This window comes from Limnohabitans sp. 2KL-1, from assembly GCF_003063435.1.
GTDB lineage: Bacteria > Pseudomonadota > Gammaproteobacteria > Burkholderiales > Burkholderiaceae_C > Limnohabitans_A.
On record NZ_NESL01000001.1, the window covers coordinates 502,598 to 519,164 of the forward strand.

Below are 16,567 nucleotides of genomic sequence, written 5' to 3' on the forward strand. Positions count from 1 at the left end.
AGCACCTGAATTGAGCGCAACGTCCCTGGCCATCGCTGCCGATGGTGTGCACCTGAGCTTCGATGGCACCAATCAAGTGCTGTCCGATGTCTCGCTGCATGTTCGTCAAGGTGAGTTTGTTTCTTTGGTGGGCCCCAGCGGCTGTGGCAAAACCACGCTGCTCAACCTGGCCGCTGGCCTGGTGCCCCACACGGGCAAAGGAGCGCTTCAGGTGGGTGGCCAAGCGCCACGCCAAGGCAACCCGCAGGTCGGCTACATGCTGGCCCGCGACAGCCTCATGCCCTGGAAAACCGCTTTGGGCAACGCCATGTTCGGCATGGAAGTGCGCGGCGTGCCGCGTGCCCAGGCCGAAGAGCGTGCCTGCAACATGTTGCAGGAAGTGGGTCTGGCCGGTTTTGAAAACACCTTGCCCAAGGCCTTGTCGCACGGCATGCGCCAGCGCGTGGCCCTGGCCCGGACCTTTGCCATGGGTTCGCCTGTGCTGCTGATGGACGAACCCTTTGGGGCGCTGGACGCGCAAACCAAGCTGCAGCTCGAAGACCTGCTGCTGCGCTTGTGCCAGCAACACAAACAATCGGTGCTGTTCGTCACGCACGACCTGTCCGAAGCCGTGGCCGTGTCCGACCGGGTGGTGGTCATGACCTCGCGCCCCGGTCGCATCGTGGCCGACATCACCATCGACCTGCCGCGTCCGCGCTCGATCCGCGAGTTACAAAAAGACCCGCATTTCCACGAGCTGTATGCGCAGCTGTGGTCACACCTCGAATCCGGCTGGAGCAAACATGAAGGCTGACACCTTGCGCTGGGGCGCTGCCCACATCGTGTTCATCGCCGTGCTGCTGGCGTTGGGCGAGTGGCTCACCGTCAACCGCTGGCTGGACCCCACTTTTGTGGGCCAGCCCAGTGGCGTCATCCAATTTCTGTGGAACAACATTGCCACCGGCAAGCTTTGGACCGACCTGGGCTGGACCATGGCGGGCACGCTGATTTCGTTTGCCCTGGGCAGCACGGCGGCCATGGCCGTGGGGCTGTTGTTTGTGGCTTTCCCGCAGGTCGAAAAATTCCTTGACCCTTACCTGAACGCCATGAACGTCATGCCGCGCATCGCGCTGGCTCCGCTGTTCATTTTGTGGTTTGGTCTGGGCCTGGGCTCCAAGATTGCCGTGGGTTGCAGCCTGACCTTTTTCATTGTGCTGTCGAGCACGGTGGCAGGCATTCGCGGCGTCAGCCAAGACCACGTCACGCTGTGCAAAACGCTGGGTGCCAGCGCCGTGACCACCTTCTTCCAGGTCACCTTGCCCGGTGCCGTTCCGGTGATTTTTTCGGGCCTGCGCCTGGGTCTGATTTACGCCATGTTGGGTGTGATCGGGGCCGAGATCATCGCCTCTGAAAAAGGCCTGGGCCAGTCCCTGGCCTACCTGGGCTCCACCTTTGAAGTCAATGGCGTGATGGCGTTGCTCTTGGTCCTGGCCCTCTTGGGCGTGGCCGTGGTGCGCACCATGACCTGGCTCGAAAAACGTTTGCTGCACTGGCAATGAGCCGGGCTGCTTTGACACCTCAAGGAGATAAAACAATGAACTTCCGGCACATCCAGGTGGACCCGATGACGCCCACCATTGGCGGCTTGATCAGCGGCGTGGACCTGAACAACACGCGCTCTCAAGATGTCTACGAAGAAATCAAACAAGCGCTGTGGCAATACGGCGTGGTGTTCTTCCGCAAGCAGGCCCTGAAGCCCGAGGCTTACATCCGTCTGGGCCAAAACTTTGGCGAGATGGAGCAGCACGAATTCTTCCCGCACATCGAAGGTCACCCCCAGATCCAGCTGATCTCGAACCAAGGCAACGAAGCCCCCGAGACCGACCGCTGGCACACCGATGTGACCTTCCGCAAGAAGCCCAATATGGTGTCCATCTTGCGCATCACCGACCTGCCGCCATCGGGCGGCGATACCATGTGGATGCACGCGGGCGCGGCTTACGACGCACTCAACCCCGGCATGCAGCAGATGCTGCAAGGCCTGCAGGCCGACCACGATTTGCCCTGGCATTTCCGCCGCATCAATGTGCACGAGCGCCTGGCGCAGCGCGCCTCGGCCAAGAGCGGCATGATGGTCACGGCCAGCGCCCAAGAGTGCAAGATGATCGAGAGCACGCCCACGGTGACCCACCCGGCCGTGATCACACACCCCTACACCGGGCGCAAGATTTTGTTCGTCAACTCGATCTGGACCAAGCGCCTGCTGGGCATGCACATGGACTTGTCCGAAGCGGTGCTGAACATGCTGTACGAGTGGGTCAAGAAGCCCGAGTTCATGGTGCGCTTTCGCTGGGAAAAAGACTCGGTGGCCATGTGGGACAACTGCGCCACGCAGCACTACGCCGTGTTCGACTATGCGCCACATTACCGCGCCGGTCAGCGCATGACCTGCGGCAGCTTTGTACCCACCTTGAACACTGGGGCAGCCGCTGGTACTGCATCAGGTGGCCAGCCATCTGTGATGCGCCAGCTGCTGGACACCACCCGCATGCAAGCGGCCAGCCCGCGCGAACAGCAAGCGGTGGAAGCCATCTTCAGCGCCCTGGAAAGCGTGGACCTGAACGCTGTGGCCAACGCCGCTCAGCGTCGTTGAATACCGGCTGCATCTGACCATGAGTTCTATCCGTCCCGTCGATCTGGCTGACCACGACCTGGCCGCCTTGCAGGAGGCGCGTGACTTGCTAGGCCAAGCCCGGCAAGCCGCTGCTACGCTGGCGCTGTGGACGCCCGAAGAGGCCAAACGCGTGGCCAAAGAAGTGGCCGCAGCCTTGTTGCCGCGTGCCGAGTTTTATGCCGAGTGGGCCGTGCGCGAAAGCCGCATCGGCAAAGTGGTCGATAAGATCGCCAAGAACCAGATCGCCTGCACGCTCACGCCCAGCGCCTGGGACAACGTGGCCCTGGGCGGTGTGCGCCGCAACGATGCGCTGCGCATCGTCGAAATCGGCCGCCCCGCCGGTGTCGTGGTGGGTCTGTCCAACTCCACCTCGCCCGTGGCCACCATCCTGTTCAAGACCCTCATGTGCCTGATGACACGCAACGCGCTCGTCATCTCTCCACACCCGGTGGCGCTGGGCTGCTGCACGGTCGTCACCCAAGAGCTGCAAGCCGCCATTGAAAAAGCCGGCGGCCCGGCCCATGCGCTGCAAATTCTGACGCGCCCCACGGTCGAGGCCACGGGGGCGCTGATGCGCGACGCCCGCACCGACGTGATTTTGGCCACCGGCGGCACGCCCATGGTGCGCGCCGCCTACGGCTCGGGCAACCCCGCCATTGGCGTGGGCTCGGGCAATGTGCCGATTTATGTGGACGCCAGCGCCGACATCGAAGCCGCTGCGCAGCTAATCGTCAGCGCCAAAAACTTTGACCACGGCAGCCCTTGCTCGGCCCCTTCGGTGCTGATGCTGCACGCCAGCATCGCGCCGCAGATGCAGCAAGCGCTGGCCCACCAGGGTGCGCATGTGTGCACCGAGCAAGAAGCGCTTCAAATTCAAAACCACGCCTTTCCCGGTGGCAAGTTCAACGGCAAAGTGGTGGGCCGCCCGGCGCACGAAATCGCCCAGGCCGCTGGCGTGCAAGTGCCCATCGACTGCCAGGCCTTGGTCTGTCCCATTGCCAACCCGCAGGCCGGTCATGTGCTGCTGAAAGAAAAACTCTCGCCCATCTTGGGCTGCGTGGTGGTGCCGGGCATGGACCAGGCCATTGGCGTGGCGCGTCTCATGTTGCAGCACAGCGGCGCAGGCCACACCTCGGGCATCCATTCGGCCAATGCCGAGCAGGCGGTGGTCTGGGGCGCGGCGCTTGACTATTACCGTGTGGTGGTCAACGGCTCCACGGTGCACGACAGCACCGGCGCCAACACTGGCCTGCCCTACACCTTCACCATCGGCACAGGTTACGCGGGCAAAAGCTCGGTGGACTGCAACGTCGGCCCCGAGTTGCTGGTCAACTGGAAACGCGTGGCCTTTCCACTGCCCGGTGGCTGGGCCGGGGCCATGGCGTCGGGCGCAGCAAGCCCTGCGGCATCGGGCAGCCTGTCCACCCTCACGCCTGAACTTCAGGCCACCGTCCTGCGCATCGTGCAGGAAGAACTCGAACACCTTCGCTGAAAGCCTGTCATGTCCACTTTGCGCAGCTACATTTTTCTGGACCGCTTGCAGCCACAATTGATGTGTTTGCTGGGGTCGACTGCCCGTGGCTTTTTGCCACGCCACAACGATGCCGCCATGCTCATCGAGGTCGCCCCAGGCATGGACATCGAGTGGTTGACCGACATCGCCCTGAAGCACGACGACGTCAAGCCCGGCAACCTGGTCGTCGAGCGGCAGTTTGGCTATCTGGAGTTCCACGGCCAGTCTTCGTCATCCGTCAAATCAGCCGGTGCGGCCGTGCTCGACGCCATGGGCGTGAGTGAGAAAAGCGCGCTCAAGCCCGAGATCCTGGCGTCCAAAGTGATCGACCGGGTCGACGGCTACCATGCGTTTTTGATCAACCGCAGCAAATCGGGCAGCATGCTTTTGCCCGGCGAGTCGCTCTACATCATGGAAATGACCACCTCGTCTTATGCGCTACTGGTGGCCAACGAGGCCGAAAAAGCCGCCAACGTGAAACTGATCGACTGCCGCTTCATGGGCCCAGCCGGTCGGCTGTATTTGTCGGGCAATGCGTCGGACGTGCGGGCGGCGGCTGCCGTGGCAGAAGCCGTGATTCGCGACGCCGGAGGTGCTGCATGAGCACAGACGCTCTGCGTGAGCAAATACGGGCGCAAGTCCGCAAGACTTTGGGTGTTGCGCCCAGCCCTGCGGCTGACGCTGCTGTGGCCGCCCTGATGCGCCGCTTTGAAGCCGGCTACGAGACTGCGAACGCCGAAGCCATCGTGACCTGCTTTGCACCCGATGTGGTGTGGACCCTGCCCGACGCGCGTGTGCTCAACGGTCGTGCCGCCTGCCTGGCGTTTTTGAAAGAACGCTTTGCCAGCCCCGCCGGCCCCCAATTTTCAGATTCACGCATGAACGTGCTGGGCCAGACCGTGGTGCAAAACTACAAGGTGACGGTGCCCCTGCCCGGCGGCCAGACGGCGACCCTGGACGGCACCGACGTCTACCTGATCCGTGATGGACTGATCGCCCGCAAAGACGCTTACTGGAAGCAAATGGGCGCGGCCAAGCCAGCCGCCGGTGTAGCCGCTACAACCGCGTCTTCTGGCGCTGCGCCCCAGGGCGTGGTGGTGCCTTTGCGCGTGGGCACGGCCGCGCACGCCGCTGCCCTGACCGATCTGTTCAAGCGCCTGGCCGCCAGCCCGGCCCTGCTGCAAGCGGCGCAATCGGGCCTGCTGCGTTTTGACATGCGGGTGGACGAAGCGGCGGTCAAAGCCGTGGCCGCCGCCGGTGCTGCACCCGCTTCATCGGGCGCATCGGCCATGGCTGCCACCACCGCCATCGACCCAGCCGCTTGCTGTGCGTCGTGCAAGGCGGGCAAAGCCTGCGAATGCAAGGACGAGTATGGCGACGTGCACGCCCACAAGCCCGCCGAAGCTGTGCCCGAACTCAAGGGCGTGATTGGCGAAAAACTGCTCAAGACGCTGCCCCCCAGTGTGAAGACGGTTCGCATCCACCCCAAGGCGGTCCTGACCCCTTTGGGCAAAGAAGCCCTGCGCAAGCGCGGCATCACCATTGAACGAGGAGTGTCCCCATGAAAACAGGAACCGTGATCGGCCGCATTGTGGCCAGCAAACGCCTGCCCGAGTTGCCGCCCGGCGCTTTGCTGGAGGTGCAGCTGGACTACCCCAAAGACGTGGTGGTCTGCTACGACCCCATGGGCTGCGGCATTGGCGAGCGCGTGATGATCACCATCGGCGCGCCCGCCGCCTGGTGGTTCGCCCCGGCGCACCCGCGTGTGGTGGCCGATGCGCTCATCATCGCCTCGCTCGACAACTACGACACCCCGACGCCGATGCGCTGAACGCACTGAAATTTCCCTTCACTCTTTTCCTCAAACCTTTCTTTTTTAAACCCTCAAGGAGACTCACATGTCACAAGCCATCGGAATGATCGAAACCAAAGGTTATGTTGCTGCTTTCGCCGCCGCTGACGCCATGGTCAAAGCCGCCAACGTCAACATCGTTGGCAAAAAAGAAGTCGGTGGCGGCCTGGTCGCCATCATCGTTTCGGGCGACGTGGGCGCTGTCAAAGCCGCCACCGAAGCCGGTGCTGAAGCCGCAGGCGCGATCGGTGAAGTGGTGTCTTGCCACGTCATCCCACGTCCACACGCTGACGTGTCCAAAGCCTTTGACGGCAACTGATCCGCGAACGCTGTTGACAAGGAGGCCGCATGGCCACAAGCAAAAAAGCCACCACGCCTGTCCAAGCTGCCGCTAAACCGCCCGCCAAACCGGCGGCCGAGCTTCGGGTTTACCTGACGCTCACCGACCTGCAACGCCAGTTCTCGTCGTGGATGAGTTCGCCCCTGGGCGCACGCGGTTACGTGGCAATGCAGGGCACCCACGCCCTGCTGGTGGAGATCGCCCCCGGGTTGTCCATCCAGCGGGTGATCGACCTGGCCCTCAAGGCCGAGCCAACACTCGAGCCCGGCATCTTGGCGGTCGAGCGGCAGTTCGGCGTGCTGGAGTTGCACGGCAACGATGGCGCGGCGCTGCAGCGCGCAGGCCAAGTGATCCTGGACTGGATGGGGGCCAAAGCCGAAGACCAGCTGCGTCCGCAATTGCTCTACAGCGACATTCTGGAAAACGTGACCGATCAGCACGCCGTGCTGATGAACCGCACGCGCCAAGCCAGCATGGTGCTGCCCGGCGACAACATGCTGCTCATGGAGGTGGCCCCGGCGCTGTTCGGTGCCCACATGGCCAACGAAGCCGAAAAAGTCGCCCCTGACCTGACCCTGGTCGAGTGCAGCATGATCGGCGCGAGCGGCCGCATGTACCTGACGGGCAGCATGGCTTCGCTCGAAAAAGCCAAAGCCCATGTTGAGCAGTTGCTGTCGGAGATTCCGGGCAGAGGTTGAGCGCGTTGGGCAAGAGCTCACTTTGTGGGCTGTGTCCTGCCCCCGACATGGCTTGCCGTCGTAGACCATCGCCCAAATGCATGGGCTGCGGTCAAGCCATCACGGGCTCACATACACTGGCGCAAACCCGCCGCCAGGTGTCCTGAAATTGGTGGTTTGTCCTTGGTACAAGCGCGCGGCCAGCGACTGCACCCGGCCGTCGTACACGTAATTGCGCACATCGAACTTGAGCACCTGCGCCGAATCGCCGCCCGAGATGGTGCGCTCACCCGGGGCCACCCAAGCCTGAGCGATGTAGCCGCCCGCCTTGATCTCGTCCCAGACGCGGTGAGTCAACTTGTCACCCCGGTAAGCCGCCTTGCCGCCATAGCCTGCAAAGGGCTTGAAAAAGAATTTTTTGCGCTCGACCCAAAAGCGCTCGGCGTTGGTCGGGGTGACCACCTCGGTGTGCGGAATGCCCGCCAGCAACACCGCCTGCGTGGCCTCGGGCACGCCCATGGCCTGCAGGGTCTGTGCGTTGCACAGCAGCGCCAGGTTGCGCTTGTCGGCCAACAGCGCATGGGCCTGCGGGTGCGGCGTCAAGACCACCGCGTCCTGCAAATACGCCTGCCGCAGATGGGCGTGCTGAGGCTCGGTCAGCGCAAAGTCGGTCAATCGGTTGTAGACGAGATCGATGGCCTCACCCTCGAACCACAGTTGCCCGTCGCGCCAAAGCAGTTGCGCCGGATCGGCAATGACAGCCTGTATGCCGTGGCGTCTGAACAGGCTTTGGAACAGCAAGAACTCCGGGTACAGGTATTGTTGTTGCGGTAAGGCATCGACGATGGCCACCGTTTTCAAGGCCCGATCGGGCTGACACAGCTGCCACTCGTTCTGGAACATGGCCACGAAAGCCGCTTCCAGCGCATCCACTTGTGCCCCGGTGGGCACCAGGGTTTCGATCTCGGCACAACAGGCCCGCTGCGCACGCGCCAGCAAGGCGTTGAGCAGGGCGCCGCCCGCGTTGGTGTTCACCTCGATCAGGCCCATACCGTTCGCGTGCACATGAAAGTCATAGCCCATGAACACACTTTGGGCGCGGGTCGGGTGGCGTGCAATCGGGTCCGAACGTGACAACACCTCCTCGCGGTAGGCGGGCAGGGCCACCACCGACTCCAATGCGGCGATCAGCTGCGACATGCCTTGCACCTGAGCACGCGACAACACCACGGGCCGCGCCGAGAACAGCGAAGGCAGGCGATCCTGCACCAGATCGAACAAGGCTGCATCGCCGATGTCGGCCGCCATGCTGTGCGCCAAAGCTCGCTCGTCCAGGCTGATGCAAAAACATTCGCGGTTGAAGTTCTCGGCATGGATATGGGAAGTGTTCACAAGAGCGATCCTGGCGTAGGGGGGTGTTTGAATCTTACCCCTGCAGTGGCTGACTGCAGCCTCCTGCGGCACCTGTCCCGCGGGCACGCGAGTGCGTCACATCACGGACAGACAGGCGACAGGGCGACGCGGGCTTTCATCGGACAATTCGGGCACGCCACGCAGGCGGTCTTGGGCCTGCCTGTCAAGACACGGGAATGACAAACATGCAAGCAATGGACATTGGCCTGGTGGGCCTGGGGGTGATGGGTGAAAACCTGGCCCTGAATCTGGAACGCAACGGTTTTTCGGTCGCGGGTTTTGACCTTGATGCGAGCAAGCGCGAAAACTTTGCCCAGCGGACTCGCGGCCTCAAGGCACAGGCGGCAGCAACGCTGGCCGAGCTGGTGGCCACTCTGTCGCTGCCCCGGCGTCTGTGGCTCATGGTGCCTGCCGGCGCTGCGGTGGACCGCGTGCTGGCGCAGCTGACACCCCTTTTGTCACCCGGTGATGTGCTGATTGACGGCGGCAACACGCTGTACACCGATACCCAGCGGCGCATCGCCGCCTTGCAAGGCTCGGGCATCCTGTATGTGGGCGCGGGCGTGAGCGGTGGCGAAGAGGGTGCCTTGCGCGGCCCCGCCCTGATGCCCGGCGGCTCGCCCGAGGCCTGGCCGCTGGTCAAGCCGCTGCTGCAGGCGATTGCTGCCCGAGCCGAAGACGGCCAGCCCTGTTGCGAATGGATGGGACCGGGTGGCGCAGGTCATTTTGTGAAGATGGTGCACAACGGCATTGAATACGCCGACATGCAAATGATCTGCGAGGCCTACGCGTTGATGCAAAGCCTGGGCATGGCCCCGGCAGAGATTGCGGCAGAGTTTCAAAACTGGAGCGATGGCGAACTGGGCAGCTACCTGATCGACATCACGGCGAAAATTCTGGCCAGGACCGATCCTGAAACGGGCGCGGCACTGGTCGATGTGATTTTGGACACGGCCGAGCAAAAAGGCACCGGTCAATGGGCCAGCCAGATCGCGCTGGACCTGGGCGTGACCGCGCCAACCATCGCCGAAGCGGTGTTTGCCCGCACCATGAGCGCCATCAAAACCGAACGCGTGGCCGCCTCGCGTTGGCTGTCGGGGCCGCACATGGCCACGGTGCCCGAGCGCGGTGCGGTGTTGGGCCCGCTGCGTCGGGCTTTGCTGGCCGCCAAAATTTGCGCTTACGCCCAGGGCTTTGCCATCTTGCGCGCTGCCGACCGCGACAACCAATGGCATCTGCCCATGGCCCAAGTTGCCTCGGTCTGGCGCGCAGGTTGCATCATCCGGGCCCACTTGCTCGAAGACGTGCGCCGAGCCTATGCCCACCAGACCGACCTGGCCAACCTCTTGGTTGACCCGCACTTTGCCCGCGTCATGGCCGACTGCCAGCAAGACCTGCGCGAAGTGGTGGCCATGGCCGCGCTGCGGGGCGTGCCCATGCCCGCCTTCATGAGTGCGCTGAGCTACTACGACGCCTACCGCTCAGCCCGTTTGCCCGCCAACTTGCTGCAAGCCCAGCGCGATTATTTTGGTGCCCACACTTACCAGCGCACCGACCGTCCGGGGAAATTTCACACCCGGTGGGGTGATTGAAGGCAGTAACTGTGCGCATGCGCGAGGTGCGCATCAGTTTGTGGCTGCTTTCAGTGTTGGCGACGGGTTCAATCCAAGGCCACAAGCCGTCGCTGGGTGCAGCGACGTTCATGTCTGTTTTTTGTGGGTAGAGCAGATGCGTGCGGATGACCGACGCGCTCTACTTCACCCTTTTTGTCCTGATGGGTCAAAGGTCCATCGTGATCCTGGCCGTGCGGATGTAGCTGCCCCAGCGCTCGTACTCGTTGTTGACAAACTTTTGGTAATCCGCAGGATTCATCTTGTCGATCACCATGGTCATTTTTTTCATAACCTCTGCGACTTGAGGTTCGGCAATGGAGGCCGTGATGGCACTATTCAATTTGTCTACCACCGCAGACGGGGTCCCTGCGGGTGCAAGGAATCCAAGCCATGGGCCCATGTCGATTTCAACGCCCATTTCTTTCATGATCGGCACATCGGGAAATGCGGCCAGTCGCTCGCGTGCCGTCACCGCCAGCATGCGCACCGAGCCTGCCTTGACATGCTGATCTGCGACCAGCACAGGCACGATGGCTGAACTGACCTGGTTGGACAACTGCGCCTGCATCAAGGGTGCAGTGCCGTTGTAAGGAATGTGCAGCAGGTCAATTTTGGCTTTTTGTTTGAGGGCTTCCACCGTGATCTGTCCCGAGCTGCCTTGCCCCCATGATCCGTAGGTCAGAGGCTCCTTGGCCTGCCTTGCCATCTGCAGGTATTGCTCGAATGTTTTGGCAGGATGAGATGCGTGAACAATCAGTGTCAGCGGTGTAAAGCCAATAGGGGCCACAGCGACAAAATCTTTTTTCGAATCGTATGGCGATGACTTCAATATGTGCGGGGCGATGGAGTGCGAGTCTGCCGTGCCATAGACCAGCGTGAGCCCATCTGCAGGGCTTCTTGCGGCGGCAAGGCTGCCGATGGTTCCAATGGCACCCGGCCTGTTATCCACAATGACGGGTTGTCCAAGACGCTGTGACATTGCAGAAGTCATGGCTCGTACCAGCACATCCCCGCCGCCTCCGGCAGCCCAGGGCATGATGATCTTGATAGGCCCTGTTGGAAATCCAGCTGTTTGGGCCCATATTGGCATGGGGGCCAAGCTCCCAAGGGTGAGGCCCATGCGGGCCAGCATGGTTCTGCGATTGAAATTTTTGTTCATGACATAACTCCTTCAGGTTGAGTTGGGGGTGTAGGTGAGAAAGTGAGTGCCGGTTTTCGGCGGTCAATAGCCCTTGGTTTGCAGCCATCGTGTCAGCACGCCAGCGATGGCATCGCTGTTGGTTTCCAGCATCAGCATGTGCCCATTGCCTTTGATGCCAACATCCGGTAGCCAGATGTAATCGGCACCGAGGTAGCGTGCCAATGCTTCGTCTGTTGGCCTTGGATGGCGAAGGTCGAGTTCGCCGGTGAGGATGAGCACCGGTCGCATGCCCACTTGATGCACTGGAGAAAGACGCAGACCCTTGCCCCCGATGTTGAAGCGCTCATTGAGCAGCCTGGGGCTTTCGGGAACCACAGTTCGAGCGTATTCCTGAAGGTTTTCGATCGGAAAGAGTGGGCTGTTTGCCCAAAAAGCCTGGATGAAATTTGCATCCACCGTGACCGGTTCGCCGGGCTTGCTGTACACGGGAAAACCTGCACCTGGATCGTGCTGTAGCAATGAAATGGCTTTCGGATCGTCCGGCAAGATGGGCAGCAGATTGGCAGGAGAACCCGGCGCAATACCGATGATCGCTGCGACATGCTCCGAGCAGTGCTCGGCAAGCCACCAGGCGACAGGGCCAGCAGCAGAATGTGCCAACACAATCGCTTGCCCCGTGGTTTCAAGCAATGCAGCCATGGCGTGGGCAATGTCTACGGTTCCCAGGTCAGCAATGTTTTCAGTGCCAGGAGACTTGCCGTGTGCAGGCCAATCGGGCACATAAACGCAATGCCCGCGTTCTGCGAACTTGTAAGCCCAACCCAGCCGTCCATCAGGACAATGCAGATAGGCGGCTCCAGAATGGAAGCCGCCGTGCAGCATGACGACGGGTAAGCGATGGCCATCGCCGTTAACCGATTTGACACACCGGACAAAAATCGGATGCTCAGCACTGCCACTGTTGAACTCAAGCAGTTCAAAATCAAAGGTGTTGTTCGCTTTGCAGAGGGTTGGCGTGTCCATGTGATCGTGTCTTTTGGCGCTGTCCAAGAGCAGGTTATTGGTTCTTAATGGAACCACAATAGTACTATGTGGAACATATGACCTGAACAGGGTTATCCCTCGGTCAGAGGTTTGTCCACCAAAACGGTCACTTAAACTAGACAGATATCCTGAATTTTTTTGGTGCCACTTCATGAATGACAAGTCTCGAACAGGGGTAGGGGCGCCCCAGCCCATCAGTGAGATTCTTGACGGAGTCTCCATTCCCTTTGCCTACAAGTTCGGCTATTTGGTCAACTCATACAGAGAGCCATCCTTCAGGTCGATCGAGTCAAAGTTGGGCCTGACGCGTCCGGAAATCCTGACGTTGATTTTTCTCTTTCACCGGGATGGGATCACCGCATCTGAGATCTGTGACTTTTCTGGTCACCTCAAAAACAACATCAGCAGGGCCGTCACGGCCTTGGAGAAAAAGGCCTTGATTCGACGTGTGCCAGATGTCCATGACCAGAGGCGCTTGCTCCTTTACATCACCGTTGAGGGCCAACGTATGCACCAGTGTTTTATGCCCGGTTTACAGGAGCGCGAGCGGGCCATGATGTCGGCACTGACGACCAAAGAAAGCACGGAACTGACACGATTGCTGCAGAAACTGTGTACCAGTACCCCGAACTGGTGCAATCAAGAGCATGTGTAAAGTGCGCAATTCGTTGTCTGGGTCACTCGACATCCACGACCGTTTCATCGAGTTTCAAGAGCAGACAGTCGCCGCAACGTTCCGCAAGAGTTACAAAACCAGAACAAACTCCTTTAAATCACCGGGCATGTAACAAAGTTTCATAAATTCGCATACGATGGTTACATCGGCGGCTTTCCTGTGTCGGGGGGCTGCCGCCAGAGACACCTCCAACGAAAGTGAGACCCACATGACCACGAAAATCGGTATCAATGGTTTTGGCCGCATCGGCCGCATGGTGCTGCGCGCTGCGGTGCAGAACTTCAACGACGTCGAGATCGTTGGCATCAACGATTTGCTGGAGCCCGAGTACCTGGCGTACATGCTGACTTATGACAGCGTGCATGGCCGCTTCAAGGGCACGGTCTCGGTCGAGGGCAACACCCTGGTGGTCAATGGCCAAAAAATTCGCCTGACGCAAGAGCGCGATCCGGCCAACCTCAAGTGGAACGAAGTCGGCGCTGACGTGGTGATCGAAGCCACGGGCCTGTTCCTGGACAAGGAAGGCGCGGGCAAGCACCTGGCTGCAGGTGCCAAAAAGGTGGTGATCTCGGCCCCGTCCAAAGACGACACGCCCATGTTTGTGTATGGCGTGAACCACGACACCTATGCCGGACAAGCCATCATCAGCAACGCCAGCTGCACCACCAACTGCCTGGCCCCGATCACCAAGGTGCTCAATGACAAGTGGGGCATCAAGCGCGGCCTGATGACCACCGTGCACGCGGCCACCGCCACCCAAAAAACCGTGGACGGCCCGAGCAACAAAGACTGGCGCGGCGGCCGTGGCATTCTGGAAAACATCATCCCCTGCAGCACCGGCGCGGCCAAGGCCGTGGGCGTGGTGATCCCCGCCATCCAAGGCAAGCTGACCGGCATGGCGTTTCGCGTGCCCACCTCCGATGTGTCGGTGGTGGACCTGACGGCCGAGTTGGACAACCCTGCAACGTATGCCGAGATCTGCGCCGAAATGAAAGCGCAAAGCGAAGGTGCCTTGAAGGGCGTGCTGGGCTACACCACCGACAAGGTGGTCTCTACCGATTTCCGGGGCGAGGTCTGCACCAGCGTCTTCGATGCCGACGCGGGCATTGCGCTCGACAGCACCTTCATCAAGGTGGTGGCCTGGTACGACAACGAGTGGGGTTACTCGAACAAGTGCTTGGAGATGGCCCGCGTGGTGGGGCGCTGACCTTGCGGCGATCTGGCTGAACGGGCTTGGACCGCCTTAGCCAATCACCTGCAACTCACGCAAGGGGCGGTTGTGCAGCAGTCGCTCAAATCCCAGCTCTGACACCGCGATGGTGTGTGATTGTCCCTGCATCATCCACTCGGCCAGGGCCAGACCAGCGCCTGCCGCGTGTTGCATGCCGTGGCCTGAAAAACCGTTGATGAAATACAGGTTGCGCAGGTCGGGGTGTGGCCCGATCACGGCGTTGTGATCAAAGGTGTTCATCTCGTAATAGCCCGCCCAGGCCCGCTCCACCCGCAACGCGGCCAGCGCCGGGATGCGGTGCGCCAGCGAAGCCCATTGCTCGTCGTTCCACTCGGACCAGTCGGGCTCCAGCGGCAGGCCGGGTTGGGTTTGTACAGGCTCTGAGCCGCTGATCAAAAATCTCCCTTCGGGGCGTAGCCACCAGCCGCTCGGATCGATCAGCAAGGGGCACTGCGGCAGTGGTTCGGGGCAAGACAGCACAAACACCGTGCGCCGGGCCGCTTGCACCGGCAAGTCAATACCCGCCATGGCCGCCACCTCACCGCCCCAGGCCCCTGCAGCGTTGACCACCTGGCCGCAGCGCAAGCTGTCGCCACTGGCCAAGTGCACTGCGTTGATTTGTGTGGCGGTGTGGTCCATGCCCACCATCCGGTCGTGCAGGCGCTGCACGCCTTGTGTCATGGCTTTTTTCAAGAACGCCTGGTGCAGTGCCGGACCGTCAAACCAGCCTTCGCCGCTCAGGCCCAGGCTGCCCAGGGCCACATCGTCCACGTTCAGCCAGGGGTAGCGCTGGCGCAGGGCCTCGGGCGTCAGCAAAGCCACATCGGCACCGGCCTGTTTTTGAATCTGGTGCGCCGTCTGCATGGCCGCTGCTTGTTCATGCTGGGCCAGGTACAGGTAACCGGGTTCCTGCAACCCCAGTGCCACCGGGTGATCGGGCAGGCCCAGGTGCTGCTCGGCCTCTCGCAAAAACGCGATGCCAAACTGGCTCAACCGAATGTTCACCGGGCAGGTGAACTGCTGGCGGATCGAGCTGGCCGACAGCGATGAAGATGCTTTTTCGTAACGCGTGTCCGACTCGACCAGCGTGACGCGCAGGCCCGGCTGCAAGCGGGTCAACCAATACGCCGTGGCCGCGCCCATGACGCCGCTGCCCACGATCACCACATCGGTGCTGCTCATGCACGGGCCTCTTGTGCCAAAGCCGCGCGGTACACCAAGCGTGCCGCCACCGTGTCTTCGACCGCCTGGCCCAGTGATTTGAAAATGATGGTGGTGCCCGCGGGCGGCGCAGCCACGCGGCCACACAAAATGTCGCCAATCTCTGCCGCCACTGGGGCACCCGACAGCAGCACATCGCCCGATTCCTTTTCGGCCGCTTCGCGCTGATCGGCCACCACCCAATGGTTCATGGCCGCGTCGTCCAGCTCACGCCAGCTGGGCCTGGGCGCACCCACCGCCGCCACAAAAGCGCCGGGCTTGAGCCAGGTGCCTTGCAGCACCGGTTCGCTGGCATTGGTCACGGTGCACACGATGTCGGCACCGCGCACGGCTTGTTCGGCGCTGCTGCAAGCCACACCGCCGATGTCGCGCGCGCATTGCTCAGCGTTGGCGGCCGTGGGGCTCCACACCCGTATCTCGGACACCTCGCGCACGGCACGCAGCATTTGCGCATGGCTGCGCGCCAGCACGCCGCTGCCCAGCATGGCCACCACCTGCGGCGTGCGCGGCACCAGCGCATCGGCCGCCACGGCAGAAGCCGCCGCCGTGCGCATGGCCGTGATCGTGTTGCCCTCCATCACGGCCAAGGTCTGGCCGGTGGCGGGGTCCATCAACACAATCGTGCTCAGCAGCGTGGGCAAACCCTTTTGTGCATTGCCCGGCACCAGGGTGATGAGCTTGGTGCTCAGCGCGTCGCCCAGTTGGGCGGGCTTTAAAAACAGCAGGCCGTCGGCCGAGGCTTCGCCAATGGGCATCACCATGCGCAGCGGCTGCACCACCTGGCCCAGCGTCAGCGCCACGAGGGCTTCGCGCACGCCTTGCAGCAAATCGGTCACGCTCAGCAGTTGCTGCACGCGGGCTTCGTCAAAGTAATGGACCATGTCACTTCTCTTGGGGTGGCTTTTCATGCGGGGTTTTCTTGTGGGGTAACAACCTGGCGTGTGGAATCTAGAGGGCGGGTTAACAAGGTGCCGCATGCACTGCGTTCAGAATGACACGAAGCGTTTCCTGTCCTTGTCACAGGCCGGACAAGTCGTTTCAAATAGATTTTGGGTGGGGCAAGGGTTGCATTCAGCAGGGCCATGTCAAGGATGCCCAAGGTTTTCGTCGGGGGATGCCACACAACACGCAGGCGGACGACCAACTCATTTAATAATGTCCCACGCGACCTTCAGGGGCGCTTTTTTCATAGG

17 protein-coding genes are annotated in these 16,567 nt (G+C 61.6%); 12 read left to right on the plus strand and 5 right to left on the minus strand.

What is annotated here, in order from left to right; translation table 11 throughout:
• Positions 1-10: 10 nt before the first annotated feature.
• From B9Z47_RS02330 to B9Z47_RS02370, 9 genes are all read left to right on the plus strand, one after another.
• Complete coding sequence (locus B9Z47_RS02330; protein ID WP_369911616.1) at positions 11-793, plus strand: ABC transporter ATP-binding protein; 783 nt, start codon at positions 11-13, stop codon at positions 791-793.
• Positions 783-1,538, plus strand: a complete 756-nt coding sequence (locus B9Z47_RS02335) for an ABC transporter permease (RefSeq protein WP_108329620.1) — start codon at positions 783-785, stop codon at positions 1,536-1,538. The genes B9Z47_RS02330 and B9Z47_RS02335 overlap by 11 nt, the downstream gene beginning before the upstream one ends.
• 35 nt (positions 1,539-1,573) lie before the next feature.
• Positions 1,574-2,632: a TauD/TfdA family dioxygenase gene (locus tag B9Z47_RS02340; protein WP_158271603.1), complete on the plus strand. Its 1,059-nt coding sequence runs from the start codon at positions 1,574-1,576 to the stop codon at positions 2,630-2,632.
• A gap of 19 nt (positions 2,633-2,651) precedes the next feature.
• On the plus strand, positions 2,652-4,145 hold the full coding sequence (locus tag B9Z47_RS02345) for an aldehyde dehydrogenase family protein (protein WP_108329622.1): 1,494 nt from the start codon (positions 2,652-2,654) through the stop codon (positions 4,143-4,145).
• Between the two features lie 9 nt (positions 4,146-4,154).
• Complete coding sequence (locus B9Z47_RS02350; RefSeq protein WP_108329623.1) at positions 4,155-4,769, plus strand: BMC domain-containing protein; 615 nt, start codon at positions 4,155-4,157, stop codon at positions 4,767-4,769.
• The gene (locus B9Z47_RS02355; protein ID WP_108329624.1) at positions 4,766-5,731 is read left to right on the plus strand and encodes a nuclear transport factor 2 family protein; all 966 of its coding nucleotides are present in this window, start codon (positions 4,766-4,768) and stop codon (positions 5,729-5,731) included. The genes B9Z47_RS02350 and B9Z47_RS02355 overlap by 4 nt, the downstream gene beginning before the upstream one ends.
• Complete coding sequence (locus B9Z47_RS02360; protein ID WP_053168998.1) at positions 5,728-5,997, plus strand: EutN/CcmL family microcompartment protein; 270 nt, start codon at positions 5,728-5,730, stop codon at positions 5,995-5,997. Before B9Z47_RS02355 ends, B9Z47_RS02360 begins: the two co-directional genes overlap by 4 nt.
• A gap of 67 nt (positions 5,998-6,064) precedes the next feature.
• Complete coding sequence (locus B9Z47_RS02365) at positions 6,065-6,337, plus strand: BMC domain-containing protein (protein ID WP_089955588.1); 273 nt, start codon at positions 6,065-6,067, stop codon at positions 6,335-6,337.
• A 29-nt stretch (positions 6,338-6,366) separates the two neighbouring features.
• Complete coding sequence (locus B9Z47_RS02370) at positions 6,367-7,056, plus strand: microcompartment protein (RefSeq protein WP_108329625.1); 690 nt, start codon at positions 6,367-6,369, stop codon at positions 7,054-7,056.
• Between the two features lie 99 nt (positions 7,057-7,155).
• Here B9Z47_RS02370 and B9Z47_RS02375 read toward each other — a convergent pair whose 3' ends face one another.
• Complete coding sequence (locus tag B9Z47_RS02375) at positions 7,156-8,427, minus strand: hypothetical protein (protein ID WP_108329626.1); 1,272 nt, start codon at positions 8,425-8,427, stop codon at positions 7,156-7,158.
• A 206-nt stretch (positions 8,428-8,633) separates the two neighbouring features.
• Here B9Z47_RS02375 and gndA point away from each other — a divergent pair, with 206 nt between their 5' ends.
• The gene (gene gndA, locus B9Z47_RS02380; RefSeq protein WP_108330041.1) at positions 8,634-10,040 is read left to right on the plus strand and encodes an NADP-dependent phosphogluconate dehydrogenase; all 1,407 of its coding nucleotides are present in this window, start codon (positions 8,634-8,636) and stop codon (positions 10,038-10,040) included.
• 187 nt (positions 10,041-10,227) lie between these two features.
• On the opposite strand, the gene B9Z47_RS02385 is transcribed toward gndA, so the two are convergent.
• Together B9Z47_RS02385 and B9Z47_RS02390 are read right to left on the minus strand one after the other, a co-directional pair.
• Complete coding sequence (locus B9Z47_RS02385) at positions 10,228-11,193, minus strand: tripartite tricarboxylate transporter substrate binding protein (protein WP_233253611.1); 966 nt, start codon at positions 11,191-11,193, stop codon at positions 10,228-10,230.
• 90 nt (positions 11,194-11,283) lie between these two features.
• Positions 11,284-12,225 carry an alpha/beta fold hydrolase gene (locus B9Z47_RS02390; protein WP_108329628.1) on the minus strand — a complete coding sequence of 314 codons (942 nt, stop codon included), beginning with the start codon at positions 12,223-12,225 and terminating at the stop codon, positions 11,284-11,286.
• Positions 12,226-12,397: 172 nt separating this feature from the next.
• Between B9Z47_RS02390 and B9Z47_RS02395 the strand changes: the two genes are divergently transcribed.
• Positions 12,398-12,901, plus strand: coding sequence for a MarR family winged helix-turn-helix transcriptional regulator (locus B9Z47_RS02395; RefSeq protein ID WP_108329629.1), 504 nt, complete (start codon positions 12,398-12,400; stop codon positions 12,899-12,901).
• Positions 12,902-13,130: 229 nt separating this feature from the next.
• Complete coding sequence (gene gap / locus B9Z47_RS02400; protein WP_108329630.1) at positions 13,131-14,129, plus strand: type I glyceraldehyde-3-phosphate dehydrogenase; 999 nt, start codon at positions 13,131-13,133, stop codon at positions 14,127-14,129.
• 36 nt (positions 14,130-14,165) lie between these two features.
• Here the strand turns inward: gap and B9Z47_RS02405 are convergent, their stop codons facing one another.
• Together B9Z47_RS02405 and B9Z47_RS02410 are read right to left on the minus strand one after the other, a co-directional pair.
• Complete coding sequence (locus B9Z47_RS02405; protein WP_108329631.1) at positions 14,166-15,335, minus strand: FAD-binding oxidoreductase; 1,170 nt, start codon at positions 15,333-15,335, stop codon at positions 14,166-14,168.
• The gene (locus B9Z47_RS02410; RefSeq protein ID WP_158271604.1) at positions 15,332-16,255 is read right to left on the minus strand and encodes an ornithine cyclodeaminase family protein; all 924 of its coding nucleotides are present in this window, start codon (positions 16,253-16,255) and stop codon (positions 15,332-15,334) included. Before B9Z47_RS02410 ends, B9Z47_RS02405 begins: the two co-directional genes overlap by 4 nt.
• Positions 16,256-16,567 lie beyond the last annotated feature (312 nt).